Genomic DNA, 16,088 nt, shown 5'->3' with positions numbered 1-16,088 from the left:
TCGCATTCAGGTAAATTAGCATGCCCTACACGCAGCCACTCGTGGTCGAGCCGGAAGGCGAGGCCGTCGAGGCGCCCATGACGCGCGCGGAACGCCGCGACCAGCAGGTGATGCGCATTCTCGATGCCGCCAAGTCCTGCTTCGTGCGCTCCGGCTTCCAGGGTGCCTCGATGCATCAGATCTGCGCCGAGCTCGGCATGAGCCCCGGCGCGCTCTACCGGTACTTCCCGTCCAAGGAAGCAATCATCGAGGCGATCACGGAAGCCGACCGCAGCCACGAGGCCGAGATGTTCGCCGCCATGGGCGAGAACCCGAACGTGATTGACGGCTTCGTCAACGCCGCGATGGGGCACCTCCGCTACATCCACGAAAGCGGCAATGCGCCGTTGTTTACCGAGATCCGCGCCGAATCCATGCGCAACGAGGCGATCCAGTTCACCTGCCACCAGTCGATGGGCGAGGTGCAGTCCAGCTTCCGCGACTACTTCGAAGCCGCGATAAGTCGCGGCGAGATCGATCCCTGTGTCGAACTCGAGACGATCCTCCCGGTCCTCATGGCGATCGGCGAAGGGCTGGCGATCAACGACCTTCCTTCGAAAGGAGTGTCGCTCGACCGCGTCGAGGCGCTGATGCGCGTGACGATGGAAGCGATCTTTCGACCGAAACGCAAGCTTCACGAAACGGCCTGACGAGCGGCAACGACCTGAAACGGCCGGCCGATACTGAATCCGCCATCACACGAGGCGAACCATGAAGACCAGACGGGTCCTTTTTTCCGCCGCGGCGGTGCTCCTAGCCGGAGCCGCGGCACTCGGCATCTCCCAGGATGCCTTCACCGCGCCGGAGGCCGAGACGTCGGCCGTCGCGGTCGAGGGCGCGCGTCCCCCCGCGATCCGCGTCGTGCCGGCGCAGCGCCGCGAACTGGTGGAGACACTTGAGGTGACCGGCAGCGTTGTGCCGCGCGAGGAAGCCGCGGTCGGCATCGACCTTTCCGGCATGATCGTGCTGGAACTCCATGCCGACCAGGGCGACATGGTGAAGAAGGGCGACCTTCTCGCCGTGCTCGACAAGGCCATGCTGGAAACGCAGCGCGCCCAGGTCGTGGCCAACCGCGCCCAGGCGGAAGCGAGCATCGCGCAGGTCCGTGCCCAGATCACCGATGCCGAGATCGGCGTGCGCCAGGCCGACGAAGGGCTGGAACGCGCCCGCCGCTTGCAGGAAAAAGGCATCGCGGCGCAGTCGCAACTCGACAATGCCGTCAATGCCTATGACAGCGCGCAGGCCAAGCTCGTCTCGGCGCAGAAGGCGCTTGCCGCGTCCGAGGCCCAGCTCGGCGTCATCGATGCGCAGATGCGCAACATCGATCTCCAGATCGAGAAGACCGAGGTCAAGGCGCCGGCGGACGGGCTCATCCTGGCCCGAAACGCCACGCTCGGCGGCATCGTCGGGGCGAGCGTCGGGCCGCTGTTCCGCATCGCCATCGACGGCCAGCTCGAGCTCGCGGCCGACGTGCCCGAAACCGTCCTGCCGCGCCTTTCGGCCGGGCTCAAGGCGAACGTGCGCCTGCCCGGCATGGACGAAGCGATCCCCGCCGAGATCCGCATGATCGAGCCCGAAGTCGACCAGAAACTGCGCATGGGCACGATCCGCATCGCGCTCTCCGCCGAGGAGAACGTGCGGGCCGGCAATTTCGCCCGCGGCAGCATCGAGCTGTTGCGGCGCGAGGGCGTCGCGGTGCCGTCCACCGCGCTTGTCTACCGCGGCAGCGATGGCTTCCTGCAGCGCCTGGATGGCGACGACAAGGTATCGACCGTCCCCGTGGTGCTCGGCGCCCGGGCCGACGGCTACGTCGAGATCCTGGAAGGGCTCGCCGAAGGCGACGAAGTCGTCTCCCGTGCCGGCACCTTCGTGGCCGACGGCGACGCGATCACGCCCGTGCGGGGCGACCGGACGGGAGCCGTCTCACAATGAACTGGAACTTCTCCGCCTGGTCGATCCGCAATCCGGTTCCCTCCATCCTCCTCTTCATCGTCTTGACGGCGCTGGGACTGATCAGCTTCGCCAACCTGCCGATCACGCGCTTTCCCAACATCGACATCCCGCTCGTCTCGGTGGTCGTGAAGGACCCCGGCGTGGCCCCGAGCGAACTCGAGACGCAGGTCACCAAGCGCGTCGAGGATGCCGTCGCCAACATCTCGGGCGTCAAGAACGTCATCTCGACGATCACCGAGGGCAATTCGCAGACGATGGTCGAATTCCGCCTCGAGGTGGACACCCAGACCGCCGTCAACGACGTCAAGGATGCCGTCGAGCGCATCCGCTCCGCGCTGCCGGCAACCTCCGACGAGCCGCTCGTCAACCGCATCGACGTCGAAGGCCAGGCGATCCTGACCTACGCGGTACGCGCTCCCGCCATGACCATCGAGGAACTCTCCTGGTTCGTGGACGACGTCGTGATCCGCGATCTCCAGGGGCTGAAGGGCGTGGCCCGCGTCGATCGCTACGGCGGCGTGACGCGCGAGATCAAGGTCGAGATCGATCCGGACCGCCTGACGGCGCTCGGTGCGACGGCCGGCGACGTCAACCGGGCGCTGCGGGCCGCCAACGTCGACCTGACGGGCGGCAACGGCGAGTTCGGCGGCCGCGACCAGACGATTCGCACGCTCGGCGGCGCCAATTCGATCGAAGGCCTGCGCTCGCTGGAAATCCCGCTCGCGGGGGGCCGGCGCGTCACCCTGTCGGACATCGCGACCGTCACCGATTCCTGGGCGAAACCGAAGTCGTTCGCGCGGGTCAACAACCAGACCGTCGTCTCCTTCGGCATCTTCCGCGGCAAGGGCGAGAGCGACGTGGAGGTGAACGAGCGGGCGACGGAGGCGATCGCCGAACTCCAGGCGGAATATCCGGACGTCTCGATCGCCAAGGTCGACGATTCCGTCTCCTACACGGAAGGCAACTACGATTCGGCCATGGAGACGCTCGTCGAGGGCGCGGTGCTTGCCGTGCTCGTCGTCTTCCTGTTCCTGCGCGATTTCCGCGCCACGCTGGTCGCCGCCTCAGCCCTTCCGCTGTCGGCCATCCCGACCTTCTGGGCGCTCGACCTGATGGGCTTCTCGCTCAATCTCGTCAGCCTTCTCGGCATCACGCTGGTGGTCGGCATCCTCGTCGACGACGCCATCGTCGAGATCGAGAACATCGTGCGCCACATCAAGCTCGGCAAGTCGCCATATCGCGCCGCACTCGAGGCGGCCGACGAGATCGGGCTCGCCGTCATTGCGATCTCGGCCACCATCATGGCCGTCTTCGCGCCGGTCTCCTTCATGGGCGGCGTCGCGGGCCAGTACTTCAAGCAGTTCGGCCTCACGGTCGCCGTGGCGGTGTTCTTCTCGCTGCTCGTCGCCCGGCTGATCACGCCCATGCTCGCGGCCTACTTCCTGCGCGCCCACGGCCACGAGGAGCCGAATCCCGGCTTCATCATGCGCGGCTACATGGGTTTCCTGCGCACGTCGCTGCGGTTCCGCTGGCTGACGCTTCTCGCCGGCATCGGCTTCTTCGGGGCGTCGATGTACGCGATCGGCTTCCTGCCGTCGGGCTTCATCCCCAAGGAGGATGCCAGCCGCATCGTCTTCTCGCTCGAACTGCCGCCGGGCACCCTGCTGGAGGACACCCGCGAGACCACCGACCGGGTGACCGAGATCATGCGGGAGATGCCCGAGGTCGAGAATGTCTACGTCATCGGCGGCTCCAGCCCGACCGGTTCGCTCGAGCCGCGCCGCGCCACCGTGGTCGCCGACCTCGTCCACAAGTCGGAGCGCGAGGTGAAGCAGGCCGAGATCGAGGAGACGCTGCTGACCAAGCTCGCCGTCGTGCCGGACCTGCGCGTCTACTTCGTCAACGACCGCGGACAGCGTTCGCTGGAGTTCGGCGTGATGGGCACCGACGGCGATCTGCTGGACACCACGGCGCGCGAGATCCAGAGCGCCATGACCCAGACGGGGAAATTCCGCGCGATCTCGTCCAACGCCGCGCTCGACCGGCCGGAGATCATCGTGGAACCCGATCTCGATCGCCTGGCCCAGCTCGGCATCTCGACCGCGACCCTGTCGGAGACGCTGCGCATCGCCACCATCGGCGACATCGACGCCAATCTTGCCAAGTACACGGTCGGCGACCGCCAGATCCCGATCCGCGTGCAGCTGAACGAGGCGGCGCGCGACGATCTCTCGATCGTCAGTTCGCTGCCGGTGCAGACGGCCACCGGCGCCACCGTGCCGCTCTCTTCGGTCGCGAGCATCAGCTACGGCCAGGGGCCGTCGTCGATCCAGCGCTTCAACCGCCAGCGCCGTGTCGTCATCGGCGCCGACATGGCCCCCGGCTACGAGATCGGCGAGGGCCTCGCGCTGGTCAACGCCCTGCCGCGCGTGCAGAACCTTCCCGAAGGCGTTCGCGTGCAGGAGACGGGCGACGCCGAGGTCATGGGCGAGGTCTTCGCGGGCTTCGCCATGGCAATGGTCACCGGCTTGATGCTGGTTCTGGTCGTGCTGATCCTGCTCTTCGGCTCGGTGTTCCACTCGATCACGATCCTGGGCTCGCTGCCCTTGTCGATCGGCGGCGTGGTGACGGCCCTGTGGCTGACGAACTCGGCGGTCTCGATGCCCGTCGTGATCGGCATCCTCATGCTGATGGGCATCGTCACCAAGAACGCCATCATGCTGGTCGATTTCGCCATCGAGGAGGTGAAGCACGGCGTGCCGCGCGCCGAAGCCATTCTGGACGCCTGCCGCAAGCGCGCGCGCCCGATCATCATGACGACCATCGCCATGTCGGCGGGCATGATCCCGGCTTCGATGGCGTTCGGCGACGGCGGCGAGTTCCGTGCGCCGATGGCGATCGCCGTGATCGGCGGCCTCCTGGTCTCGACGGTCCTGTCGCTGGTCTTCATCCCGTCCATGTACACGATCATGGACGACGCGGCGCTCGGCGTGTCACGGCTCTTCCGCTGGGCCGTGCGGCCCAACGAGAAGGACGAGCCCGGCGAGGATGGCGCGCACGCCGGCAACGTCCACGCCCTGGAACGCACCGCCGGCCACGATCTCCCGATCGCGGCGGAGTAACGCTCAGCCCCTGGACCTCTCTGATTGCCGCCCGCGACGCGCCGGGCGGCGATCTTGCGACCTTCGGCGCAAAGCCACCGCCGAACCGGCCGCCGCCAGTCAATCCTCCAGATACGCGAACGCGCTCGTCGCCGTCACCGCGATCTTCTCCTCGCCCTTCGCCCGCATCTCTACCTTCGTGTAGGCCATGCGCCTGCCGTTGGAGAGCACGTCGACCCGGATCTCGACTTCTCCCGGCTTCAGCGGCCGGATGAAGTGGGTGGTGAGGTCGACCGTAGTGCAGATGCGGAAGCGCCCGTTCAGCGCCGAGAGCGCTACGACCGAACAGGTGTCGGCCGCCGCCGCGGTCGCCTGGCCGCAGATGACGCCGCCGACATGGACCAGCGCACGGTTCTCCGGCAGGACGAAGCTGCCGCCCCTCGCGTCGAAGCCGACCGGCTTCAGGCCCATCTCGACGATCCAGGGCGCGAACACCCGCGCCAGCGTCTCTTCCGCTTCCTTCACCCCGAATGCCGTCACCGCGCTTCCCCGCATTTCATGTTACGAAAACTTGCAATCGCGACCATTTTTCGTTACATATTCCCAAGCGGCCGGATGTGCTATCATCCGACCATGGAGGAGATGCGATGTACAGCCAGGGACTGATCGGCGCCAAGACCGAAACCACCGAGGACGAAGCCTTCCTCGCGGCCTTCCAGGCGCGTATCGACGCCGAGGAGAAGATCGAGCCCAACGATCCGATGCCGGAAGGCTATCGCCGCACGCTGGTGCGCCAGATCGGCCAGCACGCGCATTCCGAGATCGTCGGCATGCTGCCGGAAGGCAACTGGATCACCCGCGCGCCCTCGCTGCGCCGCAAGGCGGCGCTTCTCGCCAAGGTGCAGGACGAGGGCGGCCACGGCCTCTACCTCTATTCCGCCGCCGAGACGCTGGGCGTCTCGCGCGAGCAGATGACCGAGGAGCTTCTGGCCGGCAAGGCCAAGTACTCCTCCATCTTCAACTATCCGACGCTCACCTGGGCCGACATCGGCGCCATAGGCTGGCTGGTCGACGGCGCGGCGATCATGAACCAGATCCCGCTCTGCCGCTGCTCCTACGGCCCTTATGCACGCGCCATGATCCGCGTCTGCAAGGAAGAGAGTTTTCACCAGCGCCAGGGCTACGAGATCATGATGACGTTGGCGAAGGGCACGCCCGAGCAGAAGGAGATGGCGCAGGACGCGCTGAACCGCTGGTGGTGGCCGTCGCTGATGATGTTCGGCCCGCACGACACCGAGAGCCAGCACGGCGACCAGTCGATGAAGTGGAAGATCAAGCGCTTCACCAACGACGAACTGCGCCAGAAATTCGTCGACGCGACTGTGCCGCAGGGCGAATATCTCGGCCTGACCTTCCCCGATCCGGAGCTGAAGTGGAACGAGGAGCGCGGCTCCTACGATTTCGGCGCCATCGACTGGGACGAGTTCTGGCGCGTGGTCAAGGGCGGCGGCCCGATGAACCGCGAACGGCTCGAAGCACGCCGCAAGGCTTGGGACGACGGCGCTTGGGTGCGCGAGGCAGCCCTGGCGCACGCCGAAAAGCGCAGGGCACGCAAGCAGGCGACGCGGCTCGCGGCTGAGTGAGCGGCGGTGCCGCGAAAGCTGAGAATGCTGTTTCGCGATCTCGAGCGTGCCGGCTTTCGTCAGGTCGGAGGCAAGGGAAGCCACCGCAACTTCGTCCATCCTAAGTTTGCGGGTAGATTGACCCTTTCCGGGGCCCCGGGTGACGATGCGGATCGTTACAAGGAAAAGCTGGTTCGTCAGGCCATTGAGGAGACGAAGCGATGAGCCGTTCCAGGGATTACATGAAGATCGTGAAGTGGTCGTACGAAGACAACTGCTACGTCGGCATTGCGCCGTCGCTCTTCACGGGCGGATGTGACGGTCCCAACGAAGAGGAGGTCTTCGCGGAACTCTGCGTCATCGTCGACGAGTGGGTCGAGTTCATCGAGAAGGAAGGCAGCCCGTTCCCGCCGGCCGACCCGCCGCACATCGTAGACGTGATCGATCTGATCAAGGGCAGGCACGCCGATGTACGTCAACGCAACCTCGCAGATGCCGCGGAATAAGGCCATGCATCTCGCCCAGGTCAACGTCGCACACCCGCGCTTCCCCCTCGACGATCCGCGCATGGGGGATTTCGTGGACAATCTCGACCGCGTCAACGCGGTCGCCGAGCGTAGCGCCGGCTTCGTCTGGCGGCTGGTCGGCGAGGGCGACGACGCGACCGACCTGCGCTTCGACGACGATCCCGACGCGGTGATCAACATGTCGGTCTGGGAGAGCGCCGAGCATCTGGAGCACTTCGTCTGGAACACGGTCCACAAGCGGATCTACCACCGCAAGGCCGAATGGTTCAGGACCACCGGCAAGCCGTATTTCGTCATGTGGCCGGTTCCTGTCGGCCATCGACCGGATCTCGCGGAGGCGCGGGGCAGGCTGGACCACTTCGAAAAGCACGGCAGCAGCGACCAAGCCTTCGGCTGGGAAGGTCTGCCGCATCTGAAGCGCTGGATGGAAGAGCGCTGCGCGTAAGGAAAAGAACCATGGCAAAGAACGAAATTCCCCTCTGGGAAGTCTTCATCCGGCCGCGCAACGGCCTGTCGCACAAGCATTGCGGCTCCGTGCACGCCGCCGACGAGGTGATGGCGCTGCAGGCCGCGCGCGACGTCTATACGCGCCGGGGCGAGGGCGTCTCGATCTGGGTCGTGCCGTCCGCGGCGATCGTGGCCTCCGATCCGGCGCAGAAGGACGAGAACTTCGAGCCGACCGCCTCCAAGATCTATCGCCATCCGACCTTCTACGAGATCCCCGACGAAGTGGGGCACATGTGATGTCTTCCACCACGCTCGACCGCGAGATGCTGGTCACGTTCGTGCTCAGGCTCGCCGACGACCATCTGGTGCTCGGCCACCGCCTGTCGGAATGGTGCGGCCATGCGCCCATGCTGGAGGAAGACCTCGCCATGCCCAACATGGCACTCGACCTGATCGGCCAGGCGCGGGCGCTCTACGCCTATGCCGCCGAGATCGAGGGCAGGGGCCGCACGGAGGACGATTTCGCCTATCTCAGGCGCGAGCGCGAATACCTGAACTGCCTGATGGTGGAGCGGCCGAATGGCGACTTCGCCCACACCATGCTGCGCCAGCTCTATTTCGCCGCCTTCATGGAGCCCTTCTGGAAGGCCGCCGCGACATCGAGCGACGAAACGCTCGCCGGCATCGCCGCCAAGGCGGTCAAGGAGGTCGCCTATCACATCCGCCACGCAGGCGAATGGGTGGTGCGGCTCGGCGACGGAACAGAAGAGAGCCGGCGGCGCATGGAGGCCGCGATCGAATCCCTCGCGCCCTTCGTGGACGAGATGTTCGACGACGACACCGTCACGGTCTTAGCCGCCGAAGCCGGCATCACCCCGCAGCCATCGTCGCTCCGCCCCGCCTTCGACCGCATTATCGGCCCGATCTTCGCCGAAGCGGGGCTGAGTTTTATCACGCCGCCCTACGCGCAGCGCGGCGGCCGCAAGGGAATGCACGGCGAGGCGATGGGCTTCCTGCTCGCCGACCTGCAATACATGCAGCGCACCTTCCCGGGCGCGACATGGTGAAGGAAGCCGCGATCGACCCCTTCTCCCCGTTCATCCCCGCGAGCGGGGAGAACGAGGAACTCCAGCACCGCGCCTGGCTCGCCGCCGCTTCCGTGCCGGACCCCGAAGTCCCCTGCGTCACCGTCGCCGACCTCGGCATCCTGCGCTCGGTAGAAATCGTCGACGGCATCGCGATCGCCAAGGTGACGCCCACCTATTCCGGCTGCCCCGCCGTGCTCGCCATCGAACTCGCCGTCGAGGCCGCGCTTCGCGACGCCGGCTTCGAGGCGCGCGTCGAGCGTGTCGTCTCGCCCGCTTGGACAACCGACTGGATCACGCCGGAAGGCCGCGAGAAGCTGCGCGACTACGGTATCGCGCCGCCCCAAAAGACTTCCACCTCCATCCGCTCGCTGTTCGGCGAGGTCGAGGTCGCCTGTCCCCGCTGCGGTTCGGCCGACACCGAAAAGCTTTCCGAATTCGGCTCCACCGCTTGCAAGGCGCACTACCGCTGCCTCGCCTGCCGCGAACCCTTCGACTACTTCAAGTGCATCTGAGGCACCGCCAATGGCCCCGCGCTTCCACGATCTCACTGTCACCGGCATCGAACGCCAGACCACCGACGCGGTGGCGATCGCCTTCGCCGTCCCCGACGACCTGCGCGACGCCTTCCGCTTCCGGCCGGGCCAGTATCTGACGCTCGCCGCGAAGGTCGACGGCGAAGACGTCCGCCGCTCCTATTCCATCTGCTCCGCACCCGGCGACTCGCATCTGCGGGTGGGGGTCAAGAAGGTGGCCGACGGCCGCTTCTCGCGCTTCGTCAACGAGGTGCTGTCGGTCGGCGACACGATCCGCGTCATGCCGCCGGAAGGCCGCTTCACCTCGCTCGCCGGCGAACGGCACGACTATCTCCTCATCGCCTCGGGCTCCGGCATCACGCCGATGCTGTCGATTGCCCGGACCGTGCTCGGCCACGAGCCGGAAAGCACGGTGACGCTGGTCTACGGCAATCGCTCTACCGATACGATCATGTTCCGCGAGGAGTTGCAGGACCTGAAGGATCGCCACATGCGGCGCTTCTCGCTGGTCAACATGCTGTCGCGCGAGAAGCAGGATTTCGACCTGCTCAACGGCCGCATCGACGGGAAGAAGATCGCGCACATGGCCGATCTCGGCCTGATCGATCCGCTCGGCAGCGACGGTGTGTTCCTGTGCGGACCCGGTGAGATGATCGACGACGTCTCGGAGACGCTGAAGGCCTACGGCGTCAACCCCGACCGCATCCGCTACGAACGTTTCACCCCCTCGGGCGAGGCGCCCCGGCCGCGCGCGCCCTCGGATGCGGCGCAGAAGGCGGTCGCCGGCGGCGTCGCCATCGAGGTCGTACTGGACGGCGTGCGCCGGGAATTTCCGATGGGCGAGGGCGCCGAGACGGTGCTCGACGCCGCCCATAACGCCGGGCTCGAACTGCCCTATTCCTGCGCCGGCGGCATGTGCTGCACCTGCCGCTGCCGCGTCGTGGAAGGCCAGTCGGAAATGGCCGTCAACTTCTCGCTGGAGCCCTGGGAAATCGAAGCCGGCTTCACGCTCGCCTGCCAGACCCGGCCGCTGTCGGACAGGCTGGTGCTGGATTTCGACGCGGTGTGAGGTAAGCTCAACCCTCGTCGAACTCCGCCTCCCAGTCCCGCCCGGCGCGGAAGACGCGCAGGATGTCGACACGATCCTCGTGAACGGCAAAGGCGATGGTCAGGCGGCGTTCGAAGCCGATGATGCGCAGTCTCCTCCTGATATCGTCCCGGCGATGTCCACGCTCGGAGGCTGTCTGAAGTCCGCCTAGGAATGCAAATATCCGGCCCAAGAACGCGTTCGTGGTTCGGGACGAGGCTACGCGCAGAAGCTGCTCCTCGATTTCGACCAGGTCGGCTTCCGCCTCTGGGGCGATGACGAGGCGTCGCCGTCGCACCTCTCAACCCTGTCGCTTGCTCGCCCGCTTCTCAAACCGCGCTATGACATCCTCGAGAGGTATGCCGCGCGAGGGATCGGCCTGCATGCGGTCAAACGTGTCCGCTACCTCCGTCCGCAGCCAGTGCTCGATCTCGCGGTCGTGCAACTGCAGCGCCTCGATCCCCGCCTTTATCACCTCGCTGGCGGAATCAAATTCGCCCGACTCGACCAGTCGTTCGATAAACGCCGTCTGCTCCGCCGGCAGGTCGATGGTGACGCGGTCGATCTTGTTCATCGCGCTATCCTCTGGATGGACGCCGCAATTCTACCACGCCGCCCACGCCCCGCCAAACGCCCTATGTGCGCTGCCCGATCCGCGACAGGTTTCGCGCCGATGCCGACCGCTGCCTTGCGCCGGTGGCATGTGCTGCCCTGCCGATGCGGAATAGTCGCGCGCCTGTCGGAGATCGCCGTCAGCGTCTCGCTTCAACCCTGGGAGCTCGAAGCCGGTTTCACGCTCGCCTGCCATACACGGCGACTTTCGGAGAAGCTGATGCTCGATTTCGACCCGGCCTGGAGAAGTACCTTCCTGTGTCGATTCGGAGTTTCTGACATAGGGTGGGGAGGAGACTGGCGGGTTTTGGCGAGTGATGGGGCCGAAGCGGTGGTTGCCTGTCCACTGCTCCAATCGACTTCATTCTGTCCCAATGCCATCCTCGAGGACTACCCCTGACGACCTTGTCGCTACGGCACGGGCGAACCGCGTCACGGGTCTTGCCCCCCGAGGCCGGACAAAGGTGTCCTTGCCTAATTCGGCAGCGCCGACCAGAAGTTCGTTAGCGCCTCAGCAACCGGAGCGGGCGTCTCCTCCGGCCACCAGTGTCCCACACCCGCCAGATGCGCCATTTCTGCACCCGATTGCTGCGCTGCCCACTCATGCTGCTCCACCGTCCCACTGGCTCGCCCGAAATCATCGAGGGCGATGAGAGCGAGGCCAGGGCGTCGCGAAGCGCTTTGCAGGAGCTGTCCCGCTTCGGCCATCGTCGGCTGTCGCGCCGACCGCAACAGGTTGAGGACGGCGCGGCCCATTTCAGGATCCATGCCTGCCGCGACCCGCTCCGCCATCCGGTCCGTCATGCCGAGGGCCGACGTCACCGCGTGTCGCTGCGTCAGGTCGCCGCCCCATATTTCCTGCACCGAGGCTTCACCTTCGCCCTCCTGCTGCCACTTCTGTGCCCGCGCATGCCAGACGTAATCTGGCGCGAACACGCCGAGCGCGTCGGAGGCCCAGCTGCGGATCAGTTCCGGACGGCTCATGGCCAGCGCCGCGACGTGGATTCCGCCCCAGTCGTGTCCCACCAGATCGACCGGATCGCGGAACAACTCCAATTGGGACGCCAACCAGTCTCGATAGGCTGTCGTCGAACAATCGAATCCAGAGGGCGCCGGGACGCCGAATCCGGGCGGGGACAGGGCGATGGCGTCGGCCCGTTTGAGCTCTCCGATGAGCGGCCCCCAGATGATGGCCGACTCCGGATTGCCATGGACGAGGACAAGTGGGGTGCGGGACATTCGGCTCTCATTAAACTTGTTGATTAACACACAAGTATCACATGTCGGCCCACTTGCAAGTACCGACGCCTATCATCCAGCCTGATCGGCTTGCGCGCGCTCAGTTGCGCATGCTAACGGCGCGACGAGTGCGTACACCGGCGGGCTTCCTGCTCCGTCGGCCTGATGACCGGACAGTCCTGATGCCCGATCAGCTTCCCGCTCGCCGCACGCAGCAAGAGCGTCGCGAGCAGACCGAACGCAAGGTGATTGCTGCCGCGACGGCGCTGATCGCCGAGCGCGGGTCGCGCGCGCTGACCCTGGCGCAGGTCGGCGCGGCCGCCGGCTATAGCCGGGGGATCGTTTCCCATCACTTCGGGAGCCGCGAGAATCTGCTCCGCGCGGTGATGCGCGATGCTCAGGCCTTTGATCTCCCGGATCCTGGCGAAAGCGCTGGTGTCTGGCTGTCGGATACGGTTCGCGCCTATCTGAAGAACGTCAGCAACAAACGTCCTGCTGCCCGGGCGTTCCTGCAGATGTGGGGCGAGGCGATTGCCAGCGATCCTGTCTTGATGCCGCTATACGCGGAACAAGACGCCCGCTTCCGGGGACTGCTGGCCGACACGGTCCGCGAAGGGATCAGCGACGGCTCGGTGCGAGCAGACGCCGACCCCGAGGCGATGGCTGTTTACCTCCTTGGCCTCCTGCGCGGGATCGCCCTGCAGCTGATCTCGACTTCACCTCCTGCCGATGTCGAAGCGATCATCGACGAAGCCGGGCGAGCCACCCAGCGCGCGCTGAAACCATGATCGGGGAACTCTCGGTGGGTCCGCTGCGGGGAACTTGCAAGTCCGCACCCAACCCCGGCTCTACCGTTTAGCAAGTTCTGGACGAACGGCTGGTTTTGGGGGGGGACCGAAGGTACTCTGAATCGCGACGATGCGGTCGCTAGCCCTCTCCGCACCCGAATTCGCAACCCGCCCCGGTTCCCTGTTCATTTCTCCGCTACTGCGCCTACCTCCCAGACCGGATTTCGCTCAGCGACTTCGTCGGCGTGATCGCCTCCGGGTCGAGCTTCACGTGGACGATTGTCGGCATGCCGCTCGCGCGGGCGCGCTCGAAGGCGGGGGCGAATTCATCGGTCGTGGCAACCGTCTCGCCATGGCCGCCGAAGGCGCGGGCGTAAGCCGCGAAGTCGGGATTCTGGAGGCTCGTTCCCGAGACGCGGCCGGGGTATTCCCGCTCCTGGTGCATGCGGATCGTGCCGTATATGCCGTTGTCGAGGATGACGACGACGATCGGCGCGCCATGCTGGACGGCGGTGGCGAACTCCTGGCCGTGCATCAGGAAATCGCCGTCGCCGGCCCACACGACCACCTCGCGGTCCGGGAACATCGTCTTGGCCGCGACGCCGGCCGGCAGGCCGTAGCCCATCGAGCCCGAGGTCGGCGCGGCCTGGGTGTTGAAGCGGCGGAAGCGGTGGAAGCGGTGCACCCAGGTGGCGAAGTTGCCGGCGCCGTTGCAGATGATCACATCCTCCGGCAGCTCGGTTTCCAGCCAGGCCATGACCTTGCCCATGTGCACGTCGCCCACGCCCTTCTCCGGCGGTGCCGACCATTCGAGGTAGCTCTGGTGCAGTTCCTCGGTCCGGTTCGCCCAGACCGGCGTCGTCGAAGGCGCGGTTTCGGCAAAGGCATGCGCGAAGGCGGCCGGCGTGGCGTTGACAGCGACGGTGGGCCTGTAGACGCGGCCGAGTTCTTCCGGGTCGGGGAAGACGTGCACCAGCTTCTGGTCGGGGTAGGGGCTTTTCAGGAGCGTGTAGTCCGACGACGGCATCTCGCCGAAGCGGCAGCCGACGAGCAGCACCAGGTCCGCCTCCTTGATGTAGCGGCCGAGCTTCGGATTGACCCCGATGCCCACGTCTCCCGCGTATGAGGAATGAAGCTGGTCGCACAGCGCCTGGCGGCGGAAGGAGCAGCCGACCGGCAGCGCCCAGCGTTCCAGTGCGCCGCACATGGCCTTGACGGCGCTCTCGGTCCAGCGCGTGCCGCCGAGGATGACGAAAGGCCGCTTCGCCTCGCCGAGCAGCCGCTCCACCTCGGCCATCTCGGCCGGACCCGGCCAGGTTTCCACCGGCGTGAAGGGCAGGGCGGCCGGCGCCTCGACCGTGTCTCGCAGCATGTCCTCAGGCAGGGCGACCACCACCGGGCCGGGGCGGCCGGAGGTCGCGGTCGCGAAGGCGCGCGTGACCAGTTCGGGAATGCGCGCCGCGTCGTCGATCTCGACCACCCATTTGGCGGTCGAGCCGTAGAAGGCCCTGTAGTCGACTTCCTGGAACGCCTCGCGTTCCTGATTGCCGCGCGCCACCTGGCCGACGAAGAGGATCATCGGGTTGGAATCCTGCCGCGCGATGTGCACCCCGGCAGAAGCGTTGGTGGCGCCGGGCCCGCGCGTGACGAAGCAGATGCCGGGGCGGCCGGTCAGCCGGCCCTCGCAGTCGGCCATCATGGCCGCGCCGCCTTCCTGCCGGCAGACGATGTTGCGGATCTTCGAATCGTGCAGCGCGTCGAGAACGGCGAGGTAACTTTCGCCCGGCACCGAGTAGATGCGCTCGACGCCGTTCGCCTCGAGCGCCTCGACGATCAACTGTCCGCCGGTCTTCATGGGTTCTTCTTCTCCAGTTCGGCGAGTATCTCGCTCGTGTGCTCGCCGAGGCGGGGCGAGGGGCGGTCGTAGGCGAGCGGGGTGGCCGACATCAACATGGGCGCGCGCACCGAGGGCAGACTGTTGCCGTGGTCGTCGTCGAGGTCCATGCGCATGCCGCGCGCGATGGTCTGCGGATCGGAAAACATCTGCGCGATGGTGTTGATCGGGCTCGCCGGCACGCTCGCCGCCTCGAGCCTCGCTAGCAGCGGCTCCCGTTCCCACTCTGCAAGGATCGCCTCCAAGTGCTGTCGCAGGCGCGCGCGGTTGGCGACCCTCGCCGGGTTCGTCGCGAAGTCGGGATCAGCGGAGAGGTCCTCGCGGCCGACCACCTTGCAGAATCGCTGGAACTGCCCGTCGTTTCCAGCGGCCAGGATGATGTGCCCGTCCTTCACCGGCAGCACCTCGTAGGGCGCGATGTTCATGTGGGCGTTGCCCATCTGAACCGGCGCGACGCCCGAGACGAGATAGTTGAGGTTCTGGTTGCCGAGCACCGAAATCTGCGTGTCGAACAGCGCCATGTCGATGAACTGGCCCTCTCCGGTCCTCTCCGCATGGCGCAACGCCGCCTGGATGGCGATCACCGAATAGAGGCCGGTGAAGATGTCGGAGATGGCAACCCCCGCCTTCTGCGGCTCGCCGCCCGCCGCGCCGGTGATCGACATCATGCCGGACATGCCCTGGATGATGAAATCGTATCCGGCGCGCGGCGCGTAGGGGCCCGTCTGGCCGAAGCCGGTAATGGAGCAGTAGACCAGCCGCGGGTTGATCGCCTTCAGGCTGTCGTAGTCGAGGCCGTATTTCCTGAGGCCGCCCAGCTTGAAATTCTCGATCAGCACGTCGGCCGTCGCGATCAGCTTCTTCAGCGTCTCGGCGCCTTCCGGCTTGGAAAAATCGAGCCCGATCGAGCGCTTGCCGCGGTTCGTCGAGTGGTAGTAGGCGGCGGAAAGGTTCTCACCGTCATGGCCCGTGACGAAGGGCGGGCCCCATCTGCGCGTGTCGTCCCCGCCGTCGGGGTTTTCCACCTTGATCACGTCGGCGCCGAGATCGGCCAGCAGCTGCCCGGCCCACGGCCCCGCGAGGATGCGGGCAAGCTCGATGACGCGGATGCCGGAAAGCGGTGGCGCGGACATGGGTAGAAAAAGCTCCAGGCGAACG

Annotated in this window: 18 protein-coding genes; 12 read left to right on the top strand and 6 right to left on the bottom strand. The window is 66.3% G+C overall.

Annotation, left to right across the window (positions count from 1 at the left end; translation table 11 throughout):
* Positions 1-20: 20 nt before the first annotated feature.
* The 3 genes from BSQ44_RS16770 to BSQ44_RS16760 all read left to right on the top strand — a co-directional run bounded on the left by BSQ44_RS16770 (position 21) and on the right by BSQ44_RS16760 (position 5,114).
* Positions 21-689, top strand: a complete 669-nt coding sequence (locus tag BSQ44_RS16770) for a TetR/AcrR family transcriptional regulator (protein WP_072606211.1) — start codon at positions 21-23, stop codon at positions 687-689.
* A 61-nt stretch (positions 690-750) separates the two neighbouring features.
* The gene (locus BSQ44_RS16765; protein ID WP_072606209.1) at positions 751-1,971 is read left to right on the top strand and encodes an efflux RND transporter periplasmic adaptor subunit; all 1,221 of its coding nucleotides are present in this window, start codon (positions 751-753) and stop codon (positions 1,969-1,971) included.
* A complete protein-coding gene (locus tag BSQ44_RS16760; RefSeq protein WP_072606207.1) occupies positions 1,968-5,114 on the top strand; it encodes an efflux RND transporter permease subunit in 3,147 nt (1,048 codons plus the stop codon). Before BSQ44_RS16765 ends, BSQ44_RS16760 begins: the two co-directional genes overlap by 4 nt.
* 99 nt (positions 5,115-5,213) lie before the next feature.
* On the opposite strand, the gene BSQ44_RS16755 is transcribed toward BSQ44_RS16760, so the two are convergent.
* Entirely contained in the window at positions 5,214-5,633 is a 420-nt protein-coding gene (locus tag BSQ44_RS16755) for a PaaI family thioesterase (protein WP_235633254.1), read from the bottom strand.
* A 107-nt stretch (positions 5,634-5,740) separates the two neighbouring features.
* Here BSQ44_RS16755 and paaA point away from each other — a divergent pair, with 107 nt between their 5' ends.
* From paaA to paaE, 8 genes are read left to right on the top strand one after another with little or no spacing between them, the layout of a single operon-like run.
* Positions 5,741-6,736 (top strand): 1,2-phenylacetyl-CoA epoxidase subunit PaaA, encoded by a 996-nt coding sequence (gene paaA / locus BSQ44_RS16750; RefSeq protein ID WP_072606202.1) that lies wholly within the window; start codon positions 5,741-5,743, stop codon positions 6,734-6,736.
* A 24-nt stretch (positions 6,737-6,760) separates the two neighbouring features.
* Positions 6,761-6,940: a type II toxin-antitoxin system HicA family toxin gene (locus BSQ44_RS16745; RefSeq protein ID WP_210187881.1), complete on the top strand. Its 180-nt coding sequence runs from the start codon at positions 6,761-6,763 to the stop codon at positions 6,938-6,940.
* On the top strand, positions 6,937-7,221 hold the full coding sequence (locus BSQ44_RS16740) for a hypothetical protein (protein WP_072606198.1): 285 nt from the start codon (positions 6,937-6,939) through the stop codon (positions 7,219-7,221). Before BSQ44_RS16745 ends, BSQ44_RS16740 begins: the two co-directional genes overlap by 4 nt.
* Positions 7,222-7,225: 4 nt before the next feature.
* The gene (locus BSQ44_RS16735; RefSeq protein WP_072606196.1) at positions 7,226-7,687 is read left to right on the top strand and encodes a DUF3291 domain-containing protein; all 462 of its coding nucleotides are present in this window, start codon (positions 7,226-7,228) and stop codon (positions 7,685-7,687) included.
* 11 nt (positions 7,688-7,698) lie between these two features.
* Complete coding sequence (gene paaB, locus BSQ44_RS16730; protein ID WP_072606195.1) at positions 7,699-7,986, top strand: 1,2-phenylacetyl-CoA epoxidase subunit PaaB; 288 nt, start codon at positions 7,699-7,701, stop codon at positions 7,984-7,986.
* Positions 7,986-8,756, top strand: a complete 771-nt coding sequence (paaC, locus tag BSQ44_RS16725; RefSeq protein WP_072606192.1) for a 1,2-phenylacetyl-CoA epoxidase subunit PaaC — start codon at positions 7,986-7,988, stop codon at positions 8,754-8,756. Before paaB ends, paaC begins: the two co-directional genes overlap by 1 nt.
* Positions 8,750-9,289: a 1,2-phenylacetyl-CoA epoxidase subunit PaaD gene (paaD, locus tag BSQ44_RS16720; RefSeq protein WP_083534783.1), complete on the top strand. Its 540-nt coding sequence runs from the start codon at positions 8,750-8,752 to the stop codon at positions 9,287-9,289. Before paaC ends, paaD begins: the two co-directional genes overlap by 7 nt.
* Before the next feature lie 10 nt (positions 9,290-9,299).
* Entirely contained in the window at positions 9,300-10,379 is a 1,080-nt protein-coding gene (gene paaE, locus BSQ44_RS16715; protein WP_072606190.1) for a 1,2-phenylacetyl-CoA epoxidase subunit PaaE, read from the top strand.
* 7 nt (positions 10,380-10,386) lie between these two features.
* Here the strand turns inward: paaE and BSQ44_RS16710 are convergent, their stop codons facing one another.
* From BSQ44_RS16710 to BSQ44_RS16700, 3 genes are all read right to left on the bottom strand, one after another.
* Positions 10,387-10,695 (bottom strand): type II toxin-antitoxin system RelE/ParE family toxin, encoded by a 309-nt coding sequence (locus BSQ44_RS16710; protein ID WP_072606188.1) that lies wholly within the window; start codon positions 10,693-10,695, stop codon positions 10,387-10,389.
* Between the two features lie 3 nt (positions 10,696-10,698).
* On the bottom strand, positions 10,699-10,971 hold the full coding sequence (locus BSQ44_RS16705; RefSeq protein ID WP_072606186.1) for a ribbon-helix-helix domain-containing protein: 273 nt from the start codon (positions 10,969-10,971) through the stop codon (positions 10,699-10,701).
* Positions 10,972-11,483: 512 nt separating this feature from the next.
* The gene (locus BSQ44_RS16700; RefSeq protein WP_072606183.1) at positions 11,484-12,248 is read right to left on the bottom strand and encodes an alpha/beta fold hydrolase; all 765 of its coding nucleotides are present in this window, start codon (positions 12,246-12,248) and stop codon (positions 11,484-11,486) included.
* Between the two features lie 182 nt (positions 12,249-12,430).
* On the opposite strand from BSQ44_RS16700, the gene BSQ44_RS16695 reads away from it, so the two are divergent.
* Entirely contained in the window at positions 12,431-13,036 is a 606-nt protein-coding gene (locus tag BSQ44_RS16695; protein WP_072606181.1) for a TetR/AcrR family transcriptional regulator, read from the top strand.
* 205 nt (positions 13,037-13,241) lie between these two features.
* Here BSQ44_RS16695 and BSQ44_RS16690 read toward each other — a convergent pair whose 3' ends face one another.
* Both BSQ44_RS16690 and BSQ44_RS16685 read right to left on the bottom strand, forming a co-directional pair.
* Positions 13,242-14,891 (bottom strand): thiamine pyrophosphate-binding protein, encoded by a 1,650-nt coding sequence (locus BSQ44_RS16690; RefSeq protein WP_072606179.1) that lies wholly within the window; start codon positions 14,889-14,891, stop codon positions 13,242-13,244.
* Positions 14,888-16,063, bottom strand: a complete 1,176-nt coding sequence (locus tag BSQ44_RS16685; protein ID WP_072606177.1) for a CaiB/BaiF CoA transferase family protein — start codon at positions 16,061-16,063, stop codon at positions 14,888-14,890. Before BSQ44_RS16685 ends, BSQ44_RS16690 begins: the two co-directional genes overlap by 4 nt.
* Positions 16,064-16,088: the final 25 nt, after the last annotated feature.

Source organism: Aquibium oceanicum, from assembly GCF_001889605.1.
In the GTDB taxonomy this organism is placed as follows: Bacteria; Pseudomonadota; Alphaproteobacteria; order Rhizobiales; family Rhizobiaceae; genus Aquibium; species Aquibium oceanicum.
This window is presented reverse-complemented; position numbering and strand designations above follow the sequence as displayed.